The 17,586-nt window shown below is 69.8% G+C and carries 14 protein-coding genes; 4 read left to right on the top strand and 10 right to left on the bottom strand.

Going from position 1 to position 17,586, the window contains the following annotated elements:
• Window positions 1–35 precede the first annotated feature (35 nt).
• The 5 genes from BLW09_RS05970 to BLW09_RS05950 form a co-directional block, all read right to left on the bottom strand.
• On the bottom strand, window positions 36–2,645 hold the full coding sequence (locus tag BLW09_RS05970; RefSeq protein WP_197682052.1) for a penicillin acylase family protein: 2,610 nt from the start codon (window positions 2,643–2,645) through the stop codon (window positions 36–38).
• 113 nt (window positions 2,646–2,758) lie between these two features.
• Complete coding sequence (locus BLW09_RS05965; protein WP_089909768.1) at window positions 2,759–4,087, bottom strand: citrate synthase; 1,329 nt, start codon at window positions 4,085–4,087, stop codon at window positions 2,759–2,761.
• 157 nt (window positions 4,088–4,244) lie between these two features.
• A complete protein-coding gene (gene dapC / locus BLW09_RS05960) occupies window positions 4,245–5,363 on the bottom strand; it encodes a succinyldiaminopimelate transaminase (RefSeq protein ID WP_089909765.1) in 1,119 nt (372 codons plus the stop codon).
• Window positions 5,364–5,395: 32 nt separating this feature from the next.
• Complete coding sequence (fdxA, locus tag BLW09_RS05955; protein WP_018191484.1) at window positions 5,396–5,716, bottom strand: ferredoxin; 321 nt, start codon at window positions 5,714–5,716, stop codon at window positions 5,396–5,398.
• 34 nt (window positions 5,717–5,750) lie between these two features.
• Window positions 5,751–6,131: a hypothetical protein gene (locus BLW09_RS05950; protein WP_089909763.1), complete on the bottom strand. Its 381-nt coding sequence runs from the start codon at window positions 6,129–6,131 to the stop codon at window positions 5,751–5,753.
• A gap of 100 nt (window positions 6,132–6,231) precedes the next feature.
• Here BLW09_RS05950 and efeU point away from each other — a divergent pair, with 100 nt between their 5' ends.
• From efeU to efeB, 3 genes are all read left to right on the top strand, one after another.
• On the top strand, window positions 6,232–7,092 hold the full coding sequence (gene efeU, locus BLW09_RS05945; protein ID WP_089909760.1) for an iron uptake transporter permease EfeU: 861 nt from the start codon (window positions 6,232–6,234) through the stop codon (window positions 7,090–7,092).
• A gap of 62 nt (window positions 7,093–7,154) precedes the next feature.
• Window positions 7,155–8,378 carry an iron uptake system protein EfeO gene (efeO, locus tag BLW09_RS05940; RefSeq protein ID WP_089909756.1) on the top strand — a complete coding sequence of 408 codons (1,224 nt, stop codon included), beginning with the start codon at window positions 7,155–7,157 and terminating at the stop codon, window positions 8,376–8,378.
• A 4-nt stretch (window positions 8,379–8,382) separates the two neighbouring features.
• Window positions 8,383–9,714: an iron uptake transporter deferrochelatase/peroxidase subunit gene (gene efeB, locus BLW09_RS05935; protein ID WP_089909754.1), complete on the top strand. Its 1,332-nt coding sequence runs from the start codon at window positions 8,383–8,385 to the stop codon at window positions 9,712–9,714.
• Here efeB and BLW09_RS05930 read toward each other — a convergent pair.
• From BLW09_RS05930 to BLW09_RS05920, 3 genes are all read right to left on the bottom strand, one after another.
• Entirely contained in the window at window positions 9,711–10,175 is a 465-nt protein-coding gene (locus BLW09_RS05930; RefSeq protein ID WP_089909752.1) for a hypothetical protein, read from the bottom strand. The two genes, efeB and BLW09_RS05930, sit on opposite strands and share 4 nt — an antisense overlap.
• 131 nt (window positions 10,176–10,306) lie before the next feature.
• A complete protein-coding gene (gene typA / locus BLW09_RS05925) occupies window positions 10,307–12,232 on the bottom strand; it encodes a translational GTPase TypA (protein WP_089909748.1) in 1,926 nt (641 codons plus the stop codon).
• Between the two features lie 137 nt (window positions 12,233–12,369).
• On the bottom strand, window positions 12,370–14,232 hold the full coding sequence (locus BLW09_RS05920; RefSeq protein WP_089909743.1) for an ABC transporter ATP-binding protein: 1,863 nt from the start codon (window positions 14,230–14,232) through the stop codon (window positions 12,370–12,372).
• A gap of 50 nt (window positions 14,233–14,282) precedes the next feature.
• On the opposite strand from BLW09_RS05920, the gene BLW09_RS05915 reads away from it, so the two are divergent.
• Window positions 14,283–14,909: a PH domain-containing protein gene (locus tag BLW09_RS05915; protein ID WP_089909740.1), complete on the top strand. Its 627-nt coding sequence runs from the start codon at window positions 14,283–14,285 to the stop codon at window positions 14,907–14,909.
• Window positions 14,910–14,941: 32 nt separating this feature from the next.
• Here the strand turns inward: BLW09_RS05915 and BLW09_RS05910 are convergent, their stop codons facing one another.
• Window positions 14,942–15,955, bottom strand: a complete 1,014-nt coding sequence (locus BLW09_RS05910) for an ABC transporter permease (RefSeq protein ID WP_089909737.1) — start codon at window positions 15,953–15,955, stop codon at window positions 14,942–14,944.
• Entirely contained in the window at window positions 15,956–17,488 is a 1,533-nt protein-coding gene (locus BLW09_RS05905) for an ABC transporter permease (protein WP_089909733.1), read from the bottom strand. It lies immediately after the preceding gene.
• Between the last annotated feature and the right edge of the window lie 98 nt (window positions 17,489–17,586).

Here is a 17,586-nt window from a genome sequence, read left to right as displayed (position 1 = left end):
ACGAATGCGGCGCATTCGGCACGAATCGTCGCGCGTCAGCGCGCCGGGCGCAGCGTCAGGGTCTGGTCTGCGGCCTTCTTCACGGCGGCCGGGGTGAACGGCCAGGGGCGGGTCCTCCCGACCGCCCACAGGTCCGTCTGGTCCGTGTAGTGCGCGTCGAACGCGTGACCGGACGCTCCCGTGAGATTGATCCACGTGCTCTTGTCGAAGTCGGACAGGTCGACGACCATCCGCATCGACGGCACGCGCTGCACCGCGAACCCCTCCGTCGCATCCCAGCCGATCGCGTCCACCACACTGCTGCCGCCGCCGACGTGCCACGGGCCGCGGTTGAGCAGCGCCTCGATCGGCGCGACACCCGACTCCCCCAGGCTCGCGTTCCTCAGCATGAGCGTGTGGAGGCGGTCCCAGCGCCACGACGACACGTCGCCGCCGAGCAGGCGCCCGGTCTCCTTCCACGCCCGGCCGGCCGCGTAGGCGACCATGGCGTCGCGGTCGGTGATGCCGAGGTCCGCGTCCGTCCACCACGGCGAATCGGGCCGGCCGATGAGGGAGCCGACGACGCTGAACCAGCGGTCGCCGCCGCTCGGCGCCGTCGCCGCCGGGATCTTGCGGGCGAAAATGTCGTGCAGCAGCTCGCGCCAGAACACCGCGAAGTAGGCCGCCGCCGCGCTGTCGGCGTCGTCGCGGTAGTCCCAGTCCGCCAGGAGGCGGGCCGCCTGCTGAACGTCGGCGGACGCATCCGGCTTCTCCGCCACCGCGCGGATCACCGGGACGAGGTTCGCCGCGTTCGCGTCGTAGGTGTCGGCCTGGATGGCCGACATGTCCTTCGCCGTCAGCTTCCGGCCATCGCCCATCAGCGCACTCAGCCGCACCTCGATCTGGTTGGCGCGGTAGCCCTGATCCCAGTCGGCCGTGATCAGCTGAGGGAAGCCCGGCCCGACGGCGGCATTGTTGGCCGTGACGATGTACCCGGACGGCGGGTCGAAGACCGACGGCAGCTCCTCGAACGGGATGCTGCCCGTCCAACCGTACGCGCTGGTCCACCCGGGCTGCGGCGTCGTGCCGTCGCCGCCGGCACGGGTCGGGATGAGACCGGGCGCCTGGTAGCCGATGTTGCCGTCCACGTCCGCGTAGACGAGGTTCTGCGACGGCACCTGGAACTGCTCGGCCGCCGCCCGGAAGCTCGGCCAGTCGCGGGCCGTGTCGAAGGCGAAGATGGCGTTCGCCGTGGTCCCCGGAGTGAGCGCCGTCCAGGCCAGCGACAGCTGGAACTGCTGCGCCGGAACGCCGAGCTTGCCGGCCTGGTCCTTCGCGATCACGGCGTACGCATCGCCGATGTCGGTGACGATCGGGCCGTGCCGCGTCGACCGGACGGTGATCGTGACGTCCTTCCCGCCGGCCACGCGGATGCGCTCCGTGCGCTTCTCCAGCGGCACCTGCTGGCCGTCGTACTCGTACGTGTCTCCGGTCACCTTCTCGACGAACAGGTCCGCGACGTCCGGTCCGAGATTGGTGAACCCCCACGAGATGCGGTCGTTGTGGCCGATGATGATGCCGGGGAAGCCCGAGAAGCTGAAGCCGGACACGTCGAACGGGCATGCCGGCCCGACGGTCGTGCAGTGCAGGCCCATCTGGTACCAGACCGACGGGAGCGCGGCGCCGAGGTGCGGGTCGTTGGCGAGCAGCGGCTTGCCGCTCGCGGTGTGCGCCCCGCCGACCACCCACGAGTTGGATCCGATGCCGTCGCCGGCCGGACCCATCAGCTGCGGCAGTCGGTCAACGCTCGCCGCGACCTGCTGCAGCTGCGACGCGTACGCCGTCGGCGGCAGCGCGGCATCCCCGGCCGCCGCATCGCCGGACGCGGAGTCGGCGACAGCGCCGGGCCGGGCGTCGGGCGTCACGGTCTGCGGGTTCCCGCCGCCGAGATCGGTGATCGTGGGGTGGCCCGTGTAGGGGTAACCCGGATGGAGCTCGGCCACCTGCTCCGGCTTCAGCTTGGTCGCCAGCAGCGCGCGGTCGATCTCGTCCTCGAGGTTCGACCGGAGGTCCCACGCCATCGCCTTCAGCCAGGCGATGGAGTCGGCGGGCGTCCACGGTTCCGGCTTGTACGACGGATTCTGCAGACCGAGGATGGCGTACTCCAGCGACAGCCCGGCGCCCGACCGCTGCTTCAGGTACGCGTTCACGCCGTCCGCGTAGTCCTGGTAGTACCGCAGCGAGGTGGGATCGAGGAGCTTCACCTCCTGCTCGGCTACGCGGCGCCAGCCGAGGGTGCGGATGAACGTGTCGGTGGGCACCTGGCTCGCACCGAACATCTCCGACAGCCGGCCGGCCGTGACGTGGCGGCGGAAGTCCATCTCCCAGAAGCGGTCCTGCGCGTGCACGTAGCCCTGCGCGCGGAACAGGTCGTCTGCGGTGGAGGCGGAGAGCTGCGGAACGCCGGCGTCATCCCGGTAGACCGTGACCGGCTTGGTGAGGCCGGGCACATCCACCGTCCCGGCGGTCTGCGGGAACGATCGCGTGATCGTCCACACGCCGACCCCGCCGGCGACGACCACGAGGACGAGCAGCAGAGCGAGGACGCCGCCGACCACCCGCAGGACGCGATGATGCCGTCTCAGCCGGGGGGTGTCGTCGCCCACATCGCTCCTTCGTCGGCCGGTGCCTCGTCTCCGATGACGTCGAGTCGTGACCAGATGTCCGAATCCGGACCGAATGGTGACATCAGATCACGACTCGGTGCCGGACGCACGGCTCAGCGGCCGAGGTCGCGCTCCGGGGAGCCGACGTACAGCTGCTGCGGACGGCCGATCTTCGTCGCCGGGTCGAGATTCATCTCGCGCCAGTGGGCGATCCAGCCCGGCAGGCGGCCGATCGCGAACAGCACGGTGAACATCCGCGTCGGGAAGCCCATGGCCTTGTAGATCACGCCGGTGTAGAAGTCGACGTTCGGGTAGAGCTTGCGGTCGACGAAGTACTGGTCGGCGAGGGCGACCTCTTCCAGCTCCTTCGCGATGTCGAGCAGCGGATCATGCACGCCGAGGGCCTCGAGCACCTCGTCGGCCGACTGCTTGACGAGCTTGGCGCGCGGGTCGAAGTTCTTGTAGACGCGGTGACCGAAGCCCATCAGCTTGACGCCGGACTCCTTGTTCTTGACCCGCTCGACGAACTTCTGGACGCTCTCGCCCGAGTCGCGGATGCCGGCGAGCATCTGCAGGACCGCCTCGTTGGCGCCGCCGTGCAGCGGGCCGTACAGGGCGTTGATGCCGGCGGAGACGGAGGCGAAGAGGTTGGCCTGCGTCGACCCGACCAGGCGGACGGTCGAGGTGGATGCGTTCTGCTCGTGGTCCTCGTGCAGGATGAGCAGACGCTCCAGCGCCCGCGACAGCACCGGGTTCACCTCGTACGGCTCCGCCAGGGTGCCGAAGTTGAGGCGCAGGAAGTTGTCGACGAAGCTCAGCGAGTTGTCCGGGTACAGGAAGGCCTGGCCCAGGCTCTTCTTGTGCGCGTATGCGGCGATGACCGGCAGCTTCGCGAGAAGACGGATCGTCGAGAGCTCGATCTGCTCCGGATCGTGCACGCTCAGCGAGTCCTGGTAGAAGGTCGACAGCGCCGAGACCGCGCTCGACAGCACCGACATGGGGTGCGCATCGTGCGGGAGCGCGTCGAAGAAGCGGCGCAGGTCCTCGTGGAGCAGGGTGTGACGGCGGATGCGCTCATCGAACTCCGCCAGCTCCGACGCCGACGGCAGCTCGCCGTGGATGAGCAGCCACGCCACCTCGAGGAACGTGGAGTTCCCGGCCAGCTGCTCGATCGGGTAGCCGCGGTAGCGCAGGATGCCCTGCTCGCCGTCGATGTAGGTGATCGACGAGCGCGTGGCCGCCGTGTTCACGAAGCCGTAGTCCAGGCTGGTCAGCCCCGTCTGCTTCGTCAGGGTCGAGAAGTCGATGCTCGACGCTCCGTCGACGCTCGGCCGGATCGGGAACTCGGCGACACCGCCCGGATAGGTCAGCGAGGCCGTCGCGAGGTCGGCCTCCGATACGGCCTTCTCGGTGCCAGTGCTCTCGGTGCCGAGTCCGCTCACAACGCCTCCTGGTGGGTTAGTCGCCCATATGGGTGGTCAAAGGTGCGCGCCGATCGTGGCAGCGCTGCCCGGCGCCGTCCGCTCGACAGGCCGTGCCGGTACAGCCTAACGAACGCCGGCGACAACTGCGGCATCGGGCAAAGGCCGCGCGGACCCGTTAGAGGTTGTCTCCAAAGGCTCGCAGGCGTTCCGCCGCGGCGGCCACGCGCTCGTCCGTCGCCGTGAGCGACAGCCGCACGTGCTCCGGGTAGACGTCTCCGTAGAAGTGGCCGGGGCCGGCGAGGATGCCGAGGTCGGCGAGCCGTCCGATGCTCTCCCAGGCGTCGCGTCCCTCGGTCGCCCACAGGTAGAGCCCGCCCTCGCTGCGGTCGATCCGGAACCCTGCGGCTTCGAGCGCCGGCTTCAGCTGCTCGCGGCGCGCGCGGTACCGCGCCTTCTGCGCCTCCACGTGGTGCTCGTCGCCGAGCGCGGCGACCATGGCGGCCTGCAGCGGCGCGGGGAGCATGAGGCCGGCGTGCTTCCGGACGTTGACCAGCCGCGCCACCACCGTGCGGCAGCCCGCGACGAAGGCGGCGCGGTAGCCGGCCAGGTTGGACTGCTTGCTGAGGGAGTAGACGGCCAGGATGTCGCGGCGGTCCTGCCCGATCACCCGCGGGTCGAGGATGCTCGGGACGCGCTCCGCATCCCACGGCGCCTCCCAGCCCAGCTCGGCGTAGCACTCGTCGCTCGCGAGGTAGGCGCCGAGCTCGCGGGCGCGGGCGACCGCGGCGCGCAGCTCGTCGACCGAGAGGATGCGGCCGTCCGGGTTGCCCGGCGAGTTCAGCCAGATCAGCCGCGTGCCCTCTGGCCACTCGGCCGGGTCGTCGCTCGCGACGGCGGTCGCGCCGGCCATCGCGGCGCCGATCGCGTACGTGGGGTACGCGGCGCGCGGGTGCACGACGATGTCGCCGTCGCCGAGCCCGAGCATGAACGGCAGCAGCGCCACCAGCTCCTTCGAGCCGATGGTCGGCAGCACGTTCTCGACCGTCAGCCCGGGAACGCCGCGCCTGCGTTCGAACCAGTCGACGATCGCCTCGCGCAATGCGGGCGTCCCGACGGTCTGCGGGTAGGCGTGCGCGTCGGTCGCGGCGGCGAGCGCCTCGCGGATGAGATCGGGCGTCGGGTCGACCGGCGACCCGATCGACAGGTCCACCAGGCCGCCGGGATGCGACCGCGCCCGCTGGGCGTACGGCGCCATCTGGTCCCACGGGTAGTCCGGGAGCTCCTGCAGCGCCACGTCAGCGCTCCTTCGTCATCGGTGCGCCGGGGTCAGTGCGCCTGCGGCGGCAGCGCGGCGATCAGCGGGTGGTCCTTGGAGATCACGCCCACCTTCGACGCTCCGCCGGGCGAGCCGATGTCGTCGAAGAACTCCACGTTCGCGCGGTAGTAGTCCTTCCACTCCTCGGGCAGGTCGTCCTCGTAGTAGATCGCCTCGACCGGGCAGACCGGCTCGCAGGCGCCGCAGTCGACGCACTCGTCGGGGTGGATGTACAGCGACCGTTCGCCCTCGTAGATGCAGTCGACCGGACACTCGTCGATACAGGCCCTGTCCTTCACATCGACGCACGGGAGAGCGATGACATAGGTCACAGTGGATCGGATCCCTTCAGGTGGAGCTGTCCCTCTAGCTTAGGCCGTCGCGGGCGGGCTGCCGGGTCTTCACGTCGGGCCACGCGATCACGACGGCCGCGATCAGGATGGGGCCGACCAGCCAGACCTGTCCGGCGAGGTCGTTCTGGATGAGCACGGAGCCCCCGGCGCTCTGCTGCGCGAACACGAGGATCACGGCGATGCAGCCGAGCGCCGCCAGCAGCGCGGGCAGCCGGCTGTGGCCGAGGAGCCGCAGACCGACGAGCAGCGCCGTGACGGCCAGGAGCGAGCCGATCAGACCGAGCGGGATGGCGATCCCCCAGGTCACGGAGTACTGGTGGGCGATCGTCCCGATCGCCCCGAAGACCGCTCCCGCCAGCACGAGGAGGATGGCGCTGACGATCCGGCTGAGCATCCTCGCATCCTATCTGGACAGTTCCAGGAGCGTGCTCTACGCTCGGTTGGGTAAGGTTAGCCTTACCAATCATCATCCCCTCCCCCGACGAAGGTCCCCCGTGCTCGCGAACTACCTGATCGGCCTCCGCGAAGGCCTCGAGATGGCCCTCATCGTCACCATCCTGGTGGCCTACGTGGTCAAGCTCGGCCGCACCGACGTGCTGTCCAAACTCTGGATCGGCGTCGGCATCGCGCTCGTCGTCCCGCTCGGCATCGGGGCCGTCCTCACCTGGGGCCCGTACGGCATGAGCTTCCAGGCGCAGGAGATCCTGGGCGGCTCGCTCTCGCTGGTCGCGGTCGGGTTCGTCACCTGGATGGTGTTCTGGATGGGCAAGACGGCCCGCAGCATGAAGTCCACCCTCCACTCCCGGCTCGACTCGGCCCTCGTCGGCGCGGGCTGGGGCGTCGTCGTGCTCGCCATGCTCAGCGTCGGGCGCGAAGGGATCGAGACCTCGCTGTTCGTCTGGGCCACCGTCGCCAGCACCGGCGGCAGCTGGGAGCCCGCGGTCGGCGCCCTGCTCGGCATCGCCACCGCCGCGGTGATCGGCTTCCTGCTCTACCGCGGCATGGTGAAGATCAACCTCGGCCGGTTCTTCACCTGGACCGGCGCCTTCCTCATCCTGGTCGCCGCCGGCGTTCTCGCCTACGGCCTCGGAGACCTGCAGGAGGCCGGGCTGCTCCCCGGCGGCGGCGTCCACGCGTACGACATCAGCCGGGCGATCCCCGCCTCCAGCTGGTACGGCACCCTCGCCGCCGGCATCCTCAACTTCAACCCGTCGCCGACCGCCCTCCAGGTCGCGGCGTGGTTCATCTACCTCGCGGTGGTCGGATACTTCTACATCCGCCAGCACCGCTCCGCGAAACGGCCGGCTCCGACGCCGACCGCGGCCGCAGCGCCGCACGCGCCGATCCCGTCCTGATCTCCCCTTCCAGCCCCGTTCCCGACCCCTCGCCGCCCCACGAGAGAAAGCACAGCACACCCATGCCCCGATCGCGCCAGGCGACCACCCGCACGCCCGTCTCCCGTCCGGCCCGCCGCCGCCTCACGGCCGCCGCCGGCTCCCTCGCCGGGACCGCCGCTCTCGCCGTCGCGCTGACCGGCTGCGTGCCGAACCAGGCCACCGCCTCGGACGAGGCCATCGCGGTCACGCTGAGCGACGACACGTGCACGGTGTCCACCAACACCGCGAAGGCGGGACCGATCACGTTCCAGGTGACCAACACCGGCACCGACGTGAACGAGTTCGAGCTGCTGGCCACCGACAAGCTGCGGATCGTCGGCGAGAAGGAGAACATCGGCCCGGGCACGACCGTCAACTACGTCGTGCAGCTGGCCGAGGGCGACTACTTCTCGGCGTGCCGCGTCGGGATGGTGGGCGAGCCGGCGCACGTCGCGAAGTTCACCGTTGCGGCGGGCTCCGGCACCACGGTCTCGCAGAGCGAGAGCAAGCAGGTCGCCCAGGCCGTCGCCAACTACACCGGCTACGTGAAGGACCAGTCCGGCGCGCTGCTGACCGCCACCAAGACGTTCGCCGCCGCCTACGCGGGCGGGGACGACGCGGCCGCCCGCGCGCAGTACGCCGCGGCGCGCTCCTTCTACGAGCGCATCGAGCCCACCGCCGAGCAGTTCGGCGATCTCGACCCGGCGCTCGACCTGCGCGAGGCCGACCTGGCCGAGGGCCAGGATTGGACCGGCTGGCACCGTATCGAGAAGGACCTCTGGGCTCCCGCCGGCTACACGCCGTCCGACGCCGCCACGCGCACGCAGCTCGCCGACAAGCTCGTCACCGACACCCAGCGCCTGTACGACCTCGTGCACGCCAAGGACTTCACCCTCACGATCGACCAGATCTCCAACGGCGCCATCGGCCTGATGGAGGAGGTCGCCGGATCGAAGATCACCGGTGAGGAGGAGGCCTTCTCGCACACCGATCTGCAGGACTTCCAGGCGAACCTCGAGGGCGCCCAGGTGGCGTACGGCGTCGTCCGCGACATCGCCGAGCAGAAGGGCAGCAGCGGCAAGGATGTCGTCGCCAAGCTCGACGGCGAGTTCCAGACCATCGAGAAGACGCTCGCGCAGTACCGCTCCGGGGACGGCTTCGTCAGCTACACGGAGCTCAGCACCGAGCAGGTGAAGGAGCTCTCCGACCAGGTCAACGCGCTCAGCGAGCCGCTCAGCCACCTGACCTCGATCATCGTCAAGTAGTCACGTGAGCACGAAGCACCACGACGCCGAGCGCCCGGAGACGGAGCGCCCGGAGACCGAACAGGTCGCCGGGCGCTCCGGCCTGTCCCGCCGCGGGATGCTCGGCCTCGCCGGCGCGACCATCGGCGCAGGAGTCGTCGGCCTGGGAGCGGGCGTCGCGGTCGACCGCGCCGTGGCCGGCGCGACCGCGAGCTCGGGGACGACGTATCCGTTCTACGGCCCGCACCAGGCCGGCATCACGACGCCCGCGCAGGACCGCCTCCACTTCGCCGCGTTCGACGCCTCCCCCGGCCTCGACCGCGACGGGCTGATCGAGCTGCTACGCGACTGGACGGTCGCAGCGGCACGCATGACCCAGGGACGCCCGGCGGGGAAGTACGGCCCGGCGTCCGGTCCGATGGACGCACCGCCGGACGACACCGGCGAGGCGCTCGACCTCCCGCCCGGCGGCCTGACGCTGACCTTCGGCTTCGGCCCGACGCTGTTCCGCACCGCGAGCGGCGACGACCGGTTCGGCATCGCCTCCCGCCGGCCCGCGGCGCTGGTAGACCTGCCCCGGTTCCCCGGCGACGCGCTGCTCGAACCGATCAGCGGCGGCGACCTGTGCGTGCAGGCGTGCAGCGACGACCCCCAGGTGGCGGTCCACGCCATCCGCAACCTCTCGCGCATCGCCTTCGGGCGCGCGGCGATCCGCTGGTCGCAGCTCGGCTTCGGCCGCACCTCGTCGACCTCCCGCGCCCAGGTGACACCGCGCAACCTGTTCGGCTTCAAGGACGGCACCGCCAACATCAAGTCGGAGGACCAGACCGTGGTCGACGACCAGGTCTGGGCGTCCGGCAGCGACGGCGCGGGGTGGATGGCCGGGGGCTCCTACCTCGTCGCGCGCAAGATCCGCATGGTCATCGAGACCTGGGACCGCCAGCAGCTCGGCGAGCAGGAGCGCATCATCGGGCGCGACAAGGGCGAGGGGGCGCCGCTCTCCGGCGGCAGCGAGTTCAGCGATCCGAACTTCCTGGCGCTCGCGAAGGACGGCGGGACCGCGATCGACCCGGACTCGCACGTGCGGCTCGCGCATCCCACCACCAACGGCGGCGCGCAGCTGCTGCGCCGCGGCTACAACTTCGTCGACGGCAACGACGAGCTGGGCCGCCTCAACGCCGGTCTGTTCTTCATCGCGTTCCAGCGGGATCCGCGCACGCAGTTCATCCCGATCCAGCAGCGGCTGGCGCAGAACGACCTGATGAACGAGTACGTCCGCCACGTCGGGTCCGGCGTGTTCGCCGTCCCGCCCGGGGCGCACGAGGGCTCCTACGTGGGGGCCGGACTCTTCGCCTAGCCGGCCGAGGGCGTCGGGCTCGGCGCGCTGCCCTTCGACACCGAGTAGTTGGCGACCCAGCCGTTGCTGCCCGCGTCGGTCACGACGACGAGCACACCGTAGGTTCCGTTGCTGAAGGTGCCCGTTCCGCCGCCGTTCGGGCCGCGCGTGCCGAACTGACCCGTGAACCCGGCATCGGTGAGCTGCTTCTCGATGGCGGTGTACGCGTCGCCGTTCTCGACCTTGACGGTCACGTTCCACACCTTGTCGGCGCCCGAGCCGAGGCCGGCGCCGAACACGACGTCGCCGGAGGCGAGCGGCACCTCCTTCGGGAAGTCCGCCGGGACGGATTTGCCACCCAGATCGACGTTGCCGCCCGACACATCCTTCACGACGCCCTGGAAGCTGCACGCGGTCAGCGCGGGCGCAGCGCCCAGGAGCAGGACGGCGGCGAGGGGCAGGGCGACGAGACGGCGTTTCATGCTGTCCATTCTCCCGGATGACCGCCCGGCCCTGGCTAGGCAGTGCCGTCCGCGGCCATCCGGTTGACGCAACACGCCGTCCCGGCCGGAGCCGGAACGGCGTGTCGCGTCAACGGGGTGGTGCGTCGCGATCAGACGGCGGCGGCGTCCTGGCGCTTGAGGCGGGCGGCGGCGCGACCGCGGGCGGTCGCATCCAGCTCGACCTTGCGGATGCGGACGGCCTCCGGAGTCACCTCGACGCACTCGTCGTCGCGCGCGAACTCCAGGGACTCCTCCAGCGTCAGCTGACGGGACGGCGTCATCGACTCGAACGTGTCGGCCGTGGAGGAGCGCATGTTGGTGAGCTTCTTCTCCTTGGTGATGTTCACGTCCATGTCGTCCGCGCGCGAGTTCTCGCCGATGACCATGCCCTCGTAGACCTCCTCCGTGGGGTTCACGAAGAACGTCATGCGCTCCTGGAGCGCGATGATGGCGAACGGCGTCACGACGCCCGCGCGGTCGGCCACGATCGAGCCGTTGCTGCGGGTGACGATGTGACCGGCCCACTCGTCGTAGCCGTGCGAGATCGCGTTCGCGATGCCGGTGCCGCGGGTGGTGGTGAGGAACTCGGTGCGGAAGCCGATCAGGCCGCGCGACGGGACGATGAACTCCATGCGAACCCAGCCGGTGCCGTGGTTCGCCATGTTCTCCATGCGGCCCTTGCGGGCGGCGAGCAGCTGCGTGATCGCGCCGAGGTACTCCTCGGGGGCGTCGATGGTCAGGTGCTCGTACGGCTCGAAGGTCTTGCCGTCGACCTTCTTGGTGACCACCTGCGGCTTGCCGACGGTCAGCTCGTAGCCCTCGCGGCGCATCTGCTCGACGAGGATGGCCAGGGCCAGCTCGCCGCGGCCCTGCACCTCCCACGCGTCGGGGCGGCCGATGTCGAGGACGCGCAGCGAGACGTTTCCGACCAGCTCGCGGTCGAGGCGGTCCTTCACCATGCGCGCGGTGAGCTTGTGGCCCTTCACCTTGCCGACCAGGGGCGAGGTGTTGGTGCCGATCGTCATCGAGATCGCGGGCTCGTCGACGTGGATCGCGGGGAGCGGACGCACGTCGTCCGGGTCGGCCAGGGTGTCGCCGATCATGATGTCGGCGAACCCGGCGACGGCGACGATGTCGCCGGGGCCGGCGGACTCGGCCGGGTAGCGGTCGAGGGCCTTCGTCATCAGCAGCTCGGTCACGCGGACGTTGTGCACGTCGCCGTCGTGACGGACCCACGCGACCGTCTGGCCCTTCTTGAGGGTGCCGTTGAAGATGCGGAGCAGCGCGAGACGGCCGAGGAACGGCGACGCGTCCAGGTTGGTCACGTGCGCCTGCAGCGGCGCCTCGGGGTCGTAGCTCGGGGCCGGGATGTGCTCGAGGATCGCCTCGAACAGCGGCTCGAGGTCGTCGTTGTCCGGCAGCTCGCCGTTCGCGGGCTTGTTGCGGCTCGCGGCGCCGGCGCGGCCGGAGGCGTACACGACGGGGACGTCGAGGATCGCGTCCAGGTCGAGGTCGGGAACGTCGTCCGACAGGTCGCTCGCGAGGCCGAGGAGGAGGTCCTGGCTCTCGCCGACGACCTCGTCGATGCGGGCGTCGCCGCGGTCGGTCTTGTTCACCGCGAGGATGACGGGGAGCTTCGCCTCGAGCGCCTTGCGCAGCACGAAGCGGGTCTGGGGCAGCGGGCCCTCGGACGCATCCACCAGCAGCACGACGCCGTCGACCATGGAGAGGCCGCGCTCGACCTCTCCGCCGAAGTCGGCGTGGCCGGGGGTGTCGATCACGTTGATGGTGATCGGGCCGTTCGGGGCGTGCTTGCCCTTGTACGAGATCGCCGTGTTCTTGGCGAGGATGGTGATGCCCTTTTCGCGCTCGAGCTCGTTCGAGTCCATCGCGCGCTCCTCGACGTGCGCGTGCGCGTCGAAGGAGTTCGTCTGCTTGAGCATGGCGTCGACCAGCGTGGTCTTGCCGTGGTCGACGTGGGCGACGATCGCGACATTGCGCAGATCATCGCGGCGGGCGACGGCGTTCTCGGACATGCGTACAGACTCGACTCTCGTCAGAAGGAAGAAGGGGAACGGTCCATTCTATCGTGGATCCGCCCCCCTTCCTCCGTGTCCGCTGTCAGCGAGCCGTCCGGCCCGAAAGAGGGCCTGTCCTGAGCGGTCGGGGCGGCTTACAGCCCCTGCGCGACCGGCGGCTCCGGCTGCTGCGGCTCCGGCACGACCGTCGGCGTCGCGGCGGTGTCGTCGGAACCCGCGGCGAGCAGCTCGAGGCGCAGCGCGCGGCGGGCGCGCTGCTGCTCCGGGTCCGGAAGCGGCACGGCCGCCAGCAGGCGCTGCGTGTACGCCTCCTTCGGGTAGCGGAGGATCTCGTCGCGCGTCCCCACCTCGACCAGGCGACCGTGGTGCATCACCGCGATGCGGTCGGCCAGCACGTCGATGACGGCGAGGTCGTGGGTGATGAACAGACAGGCGAAGTTCATCTCCTTCTGGAGGGTCTGCATCAGCTGCAGCACGCGCGCCTGCACCGACACGTCCAGGGCGCTCGTCGGCTCGTCGGCGATGAGCACCTGCGGCTTCAGCGACAGCGCTCGGGCGATGCCGACGCGCTGCTTCTGGCCGCCCGACAGCTCGTGCGGGAACCGGCTGCGGTAGGCGCGCGGCAGTTCGACGCTGTCGAGCAGGCGGTCGACCTCTTTCGAGAGCTCCGCACCCTTGAGCTTCTTCGCGAGGCGCAGCGGCTCGGCGATGGAGTCCGCGATCTGGAGGCGCGGGTTCAGCGACGACGATGGGTCCTGGAACACGATGCCGACGTTGCGGTGCAGCTTGCGGATCTCGTCGCGGCTCGGGCTGCTGATGTCCTGTCCGGCGACGACGAGCTGACCCGAGTGGATGGGCAGCAGCCCGATCGCGGCGCGGCCGAGCGTCGTCTTGCCGGAGCCCGACTCGCCTACGAGGCCGACGACCTCGCCCTCGTGGATCTTCAGGTCGACGTCGCTCGCCGCGCGGAACGCGGGCACACGGCCGTGCTTCGGGTACTCGATCGCGACGTTGCGGAAGTCGACGACGATCTCGCGCTTGTCCATCTCGGCCTTCTCGTGCTCGGCCTGCGCCGCGCGCTCGTTGGCGCGGATGCGCTCGGTGAACGACGCGTCCGGGTTCTCCGTGCCGGCGGCGAGGGCGGCCGTCGTGTCGATCTCCTCGTCCTCGCGCTGGCCAAGGTGCGGCACCGCGTCGAGCAGGGCGATCGTGTACGGGTGCTTCGGCTCGGCGAACACCTGCGCGACCGTGCCCGACTCGACGATGTCGCCCTTGCGCATGACGACGATGTTGTCGGCGAGGTCGGCGACGACGCCCATGTCGTGCGTGATCAGCAGGATGGCGCTGTCGAGCCGGTCGCGGAGGCTGCGCAGCAGCTCCAGGATCTCGGCCTGAACCGTCACGTCGAGCGCGGTGGTCGGCTCGTCCGCGATCAGCAGCTTCGGGTCGCACGAGATCGACTGGGCGATCATCGCGCGCTGACGCTGGCCGCCGGAGAGCTGGTGCGGGTACGAGTTGAACGCCTTCTTCGGGTCGGGCAGCTCGACCATGGCGAGCAGCTCGAGCGCGCGCTCCTTGGCCTCGTGCGGCGACATGCCGAAGTGGATGCGCAGCGTCTCGACGATCTGGAAGCCCACCGTGTACACCGGGTTCAGCGCCGTCATCGGCTCCTGGAAGATCACGGCGACCTGACGACCGCGCACGCGACGCATCTGCGGCTGGCTGAGGCCGGTCAGCTCGCGGCCGTCCAGCTTGATCGAGCCGCGGACGCGCGAGTTCTTGGGCAGGAGGTCGAGGATCGCCATCGAGCTCGCACTCTTCCCCGAACCGGACTCGCCCACGATCGCGAGCACTTCGCCCGCCTTGATCTGGTAGTTCAGGTTCTTCGCGGCGGGCACCCAGACGCCGTCCACACCGAAGTCGACGGAGAGGTCGTTCACCTCGAGGACGGGGCCGCCGGCCTGCGCCGTCGCCCGGACCGGATTGGTCTCGGTCATGATTCGTGGTTCCTTTCGGGGGCGTTCCGGCGGGATGAGAGCATGGACCCATGCCCTACGTCTCCCCCGCCGAACGCGAGGTTTTCGTGTCCCGGTTCAACCGGGTCCTTGCCGTTCTGATCTGGGCGGCCGCTGCCGCCCTGACCATCGGCCTGCTGTTCAGCGTCCACGACGCCCGGCTGCTCTACATCGTGCCCGGCGCGCTGTTCGCGTTCGTCGCCTGGGCGATGCTCTGGCGTCCGCAGCTGACGGTCGCCGACGAGGGCATCACGGTCGTCAATGTCACCCGCACCGTCCGCATCCCGTGGGAGGCGCTGATCGCGGTCGACACCAAGTACGCCCTGACGCTGTACACCCCTGGCTGCAAGATCCCGGTGTGGGCCGCTCCCGCGCCCGGCACCGGCAGCACGCTCCGCGCCACCCGCAACGAGACGAAGGGCCGCATCGGCCGCCCGCGGGTCGAGGACAGCGTGCGCCGCCCCGGCGACCTGCTGGGCACCGAGTCGGGTGCTGCCGCCGAGGTCGTGCGCCGCCGCTGGGGCATGCTGCAGGACGCGGGGGCCATCGACGCGGGCCGTGCCGACGAGACGCCGGTCACGGTGCGCTGGCACCTCGCCGGACTCGCGGTGCTGGTGCTCCTGCTGGCGGGCACCGTCGCCGCGCTGCTCCTGGCCTGAGCCGGCCGGGAGCAGCGCGACGCGGGCGGGCGTCACAGCACGTCCTCCGCGAGGGCCGCTCCGGTCTTCGGGCTCCGGCCATCGCCCTCGCCCTCCTCCGGCTCCTGCTCGCGCATCGTGCGGAGGTTGAACCGGCGGTGGCGCGGGTCGAACGCGTCGCGCAGGCCGTCTCCGACGAAGTTGACGAGCAGCGCGAGCGTCACGATGAACGCACCGGGCCACCAGAACAGCCACGGACGGGTCTGGAACGCCGACTGGTTCGAGCTGATCAGGAGGCCGAGCGAGACGTCCGGCGGTCGGATGCCGTAGCCGAGGTACGACAACGCGGTCTCGAGCAGGATGGCCGAGGCCATGATCAGGGTCGAGGCCACGATGACGACACCGATGGCGTTCGGCAGGATGTGCTTGAAGATGATGCGCGCGTCGGAGGCGCCGGCGACCCGGGCCGCCTCGACGAACTCCCGCTCGCGCAGCGACAGGAACTCGCCGCGCACCAGACGGGCGATGCCCATCCACGAGAAGAACCCGAGCATCAGCGCCAGGAAGAACGCGCCGAGGCCGCCGAACGCGTGACCGACGACCGAGCCGATGACCAGCGCGGGGATGACGATGAACACGTCGGTGATGCGCATCAGGATGGCGTCGACCACGCCGCGGAAGTAGCCGGCGACGGCGCCGACGACGACACCCACGACGCTCGCGATCAGGCCGAGGACGACCATCACGAGGATCGAGTTCTGGATGCCGCGCATCGTCAGCGCGAAGTAGTCCTTGCCGATGCGGTCCTGGCCGAACGGGTGCTCCCAGGTCGGCGATCCCTGCTGCACCTGGTCATTGAGCTCGGTGAAGTTGTACTTCCACCAGCCGGGGATCGGGCCGAGGCCGATCGCCGAGATGGAGAACAGCAGGATCAGGATGAACAGGATCGCGCTGGCGACGGCGATCTTGTTGGAGAGGAACCGTTTCCAGACGAGCTTGCCCTGGCTCACGGGCGGGGCGCTCGGCGCCTGCAGCTCGTCGGCGATACGTGTGTCGTTGACGGACATTTATCGGACCCTCACTCTCGGGTCGAGTGCGGCGTACGCGAGGTCTGCCAGGAAGTTGAACAGGATGGCCATGGCCGCGATCACCAGGAAGTACGCCATGACCGGGTTGAGGTCACCGCGGCTGAGGCCCAGGTTGAACAGGGAGCCCATGCCGGGGATCGCGAACACGCGCTCCGTGATGACCGCACCACCGAGCAGTGCTCCCACGTCGAACGCGACGAGGGTCGTGATCGGGATGAGCATGTTGCGGAACGCGTGCCGCACGACCACCGTCCGCTCCGGCAGGCCCTTGGCGCGCGCGGTACGGATGAAGTCCTGGTTGAGCACCTCGAGCATCCCGGCCCGCGAGTAGCGGGTGTACGACGCGAACGAGATGAGCAGCAGGGCGATCGTCGGAAGCACGAGGTGCGTGAACGTGTCGAGTCCGGTGACCCACATGTCGCCCTCGAGGCCGGGGGTCGAGGAGCCGACGGTCGCGATCGGGCGGCCGTTGGTGTCCTGGAAGTACTGCGGCCAGGCCTGCATGAAGCGGTCGACGATGATCAGGAAGCCGGAGACGATCGTGACGATCACCGAGATCCGCATGTTCTGACCGCGGTCGTAGCCGCCCACGAACCAGCCGATCGCGAGGCTCACGATGATGGCCACGATCGCGAGGATCACGATCGTGCCGATGGTCGACACGTCGAACAGCGGCTGCAGCGCGAAGTAGCAGACCAGGCTGACCGCGCCCGCGATGGCCGCCGAGATGAGCGCCCGCCGGTTCTGCAGGCCGGAGATCAGAGCGGTCACGCCGATGACCGTCGCGGCGATGAGGATGATCATCACCACCGGGCCGAGTCCCGGCACGAGGAACCAGTTCATCGCCGACATCAGCAGCAGGACGCCCGCGGTCGCGACGCCGGAGATGACGAACGTCAGCAGCCGCCGCCTCCGATCTCCGCCGATCAGCGACTGCCAGATGAGGCCGGCGACCACACCGATGAGCACGGCCACCCACCACGGGATCGTCGGATGCGCGAGGAAGTTGTTGAAGCCGATCGCGACGAACTCCTTCAGCAGCACCGCCACGAGGAACGCGGGCAGCGAGTACAGGAAGAAGCTGAGGAACGTGACGACGTTGTCGAGTCCGCTGTACTGCCGCAGGGCGGTGACGATGCCGATGGTGACACCGAGCAGGATCGCGAGGATGAGGGCGAACGTGACCAGCTGCACCGTGGACCCGAGGGCCTGCGGGAGGATGTCGGTCACCTTCGCGTTGGAGACGGTGGACCCCAGATCGCAGGCGTTGGCGAACGGGATGAGGCACTTCGCCGCACCGCCCAGCCAGAGCAGCCAGCGCAGCGGCGGCGCGACGTCGAGCTGCAGGAGCTGGATGCGCGCGTTGATGAGCTGCGTCTTATTGGGGGAATTGCTGCCTCTGAGGTCCTGGAGCGGGTCGGCGCTGTAGGCGACCAGCATGTACATCAGGAACGAGGCGGCGATGATGATGAGCACTGAGACCAGAAGGCGCCTCAGGATGAAACTCGCCATAGGTTCAAAACCTTCACTGACAGGACGCGCCGATCGGGGGTGCGGCGGAGGGGGGTTTGCCGCCAGGCGCGTATCTCACGGGGTGGACGGGTCACGTC

Source organism: Leifsonia sp. 21MFCrub1.1 (assembly GCF_900107895.1).
Classification (GTDB): domain Bacteria; phylum Actinomycetota; class Actinomycetes; order Actinomycetales; family Microbacteriaceae; genus Leifsonia; species Leifsonia soli.
The sequence above is the reverse complement of the archived record's forward strand: the minus strand, read 5'-3'. Positions and strand labels throughout refer to the sequence as shown.

Bases quoted from the DNA above. Each gene is read 5' to 3' on its own strand.
- BLW09_RS05950 (WP_089909763.1), bottom strand. From the start codon at position 6,131: ATGCTCAGCCGGATCGTCAGCGCCATCCTCCTCGTGCTGGCGGGAGCG.
- efeO (WP_089909756.1), top strand. From the start codon at position 7,155: ATGCCCCGATCGCGCCAGGCGACCACCCGCACGCCCGTCTCCCGTCCG.
- BLW09_RS05930 (WP_089909752.1), bottom strand. From the start codon at position 10,175: ATGAAACGCCGTCTCGTCGCCCTGCCCCTCGCCGCCGTCCTGCTCCTG.
- typA (WP_089909748.1), bottom strand. From the start codon at position 12,232: ATGTCCGAGAACGCCGTCGCCCGCCGCGATGATCTGCGCAATGTCGCG.
- BLW09_RS05920 (WP_089909743.1), bottom strand. From the start codon at position 14,232: ATGACCGAGACCAATCCGGTCCGGGCGACGGCGCAGGCCGGCGGCCCC.
- BLW09_RS05915 (WP_089909740.1), top strand. From the start codon at position 14,283: ATGCCCTACGTCTCCCCCGCCGAACGCGAGGTTTTCGTGTCCCGGTTC.
- BLW09_RS05910 (WP_089909737.1), bottom strand. From the start codon at position 15,955: ATGTCCGTCAACGACACACGTATCGCCGACGAGCTGCAGGCGCCGAGC.
- BLW09_RS05905 (WP_089909733.1), bottom strand. From the start codon at position 17,488: ATGGCGAGTTTCATCCTGAGGCGCCTTCTGGTCTCAGTGCTCATCATC.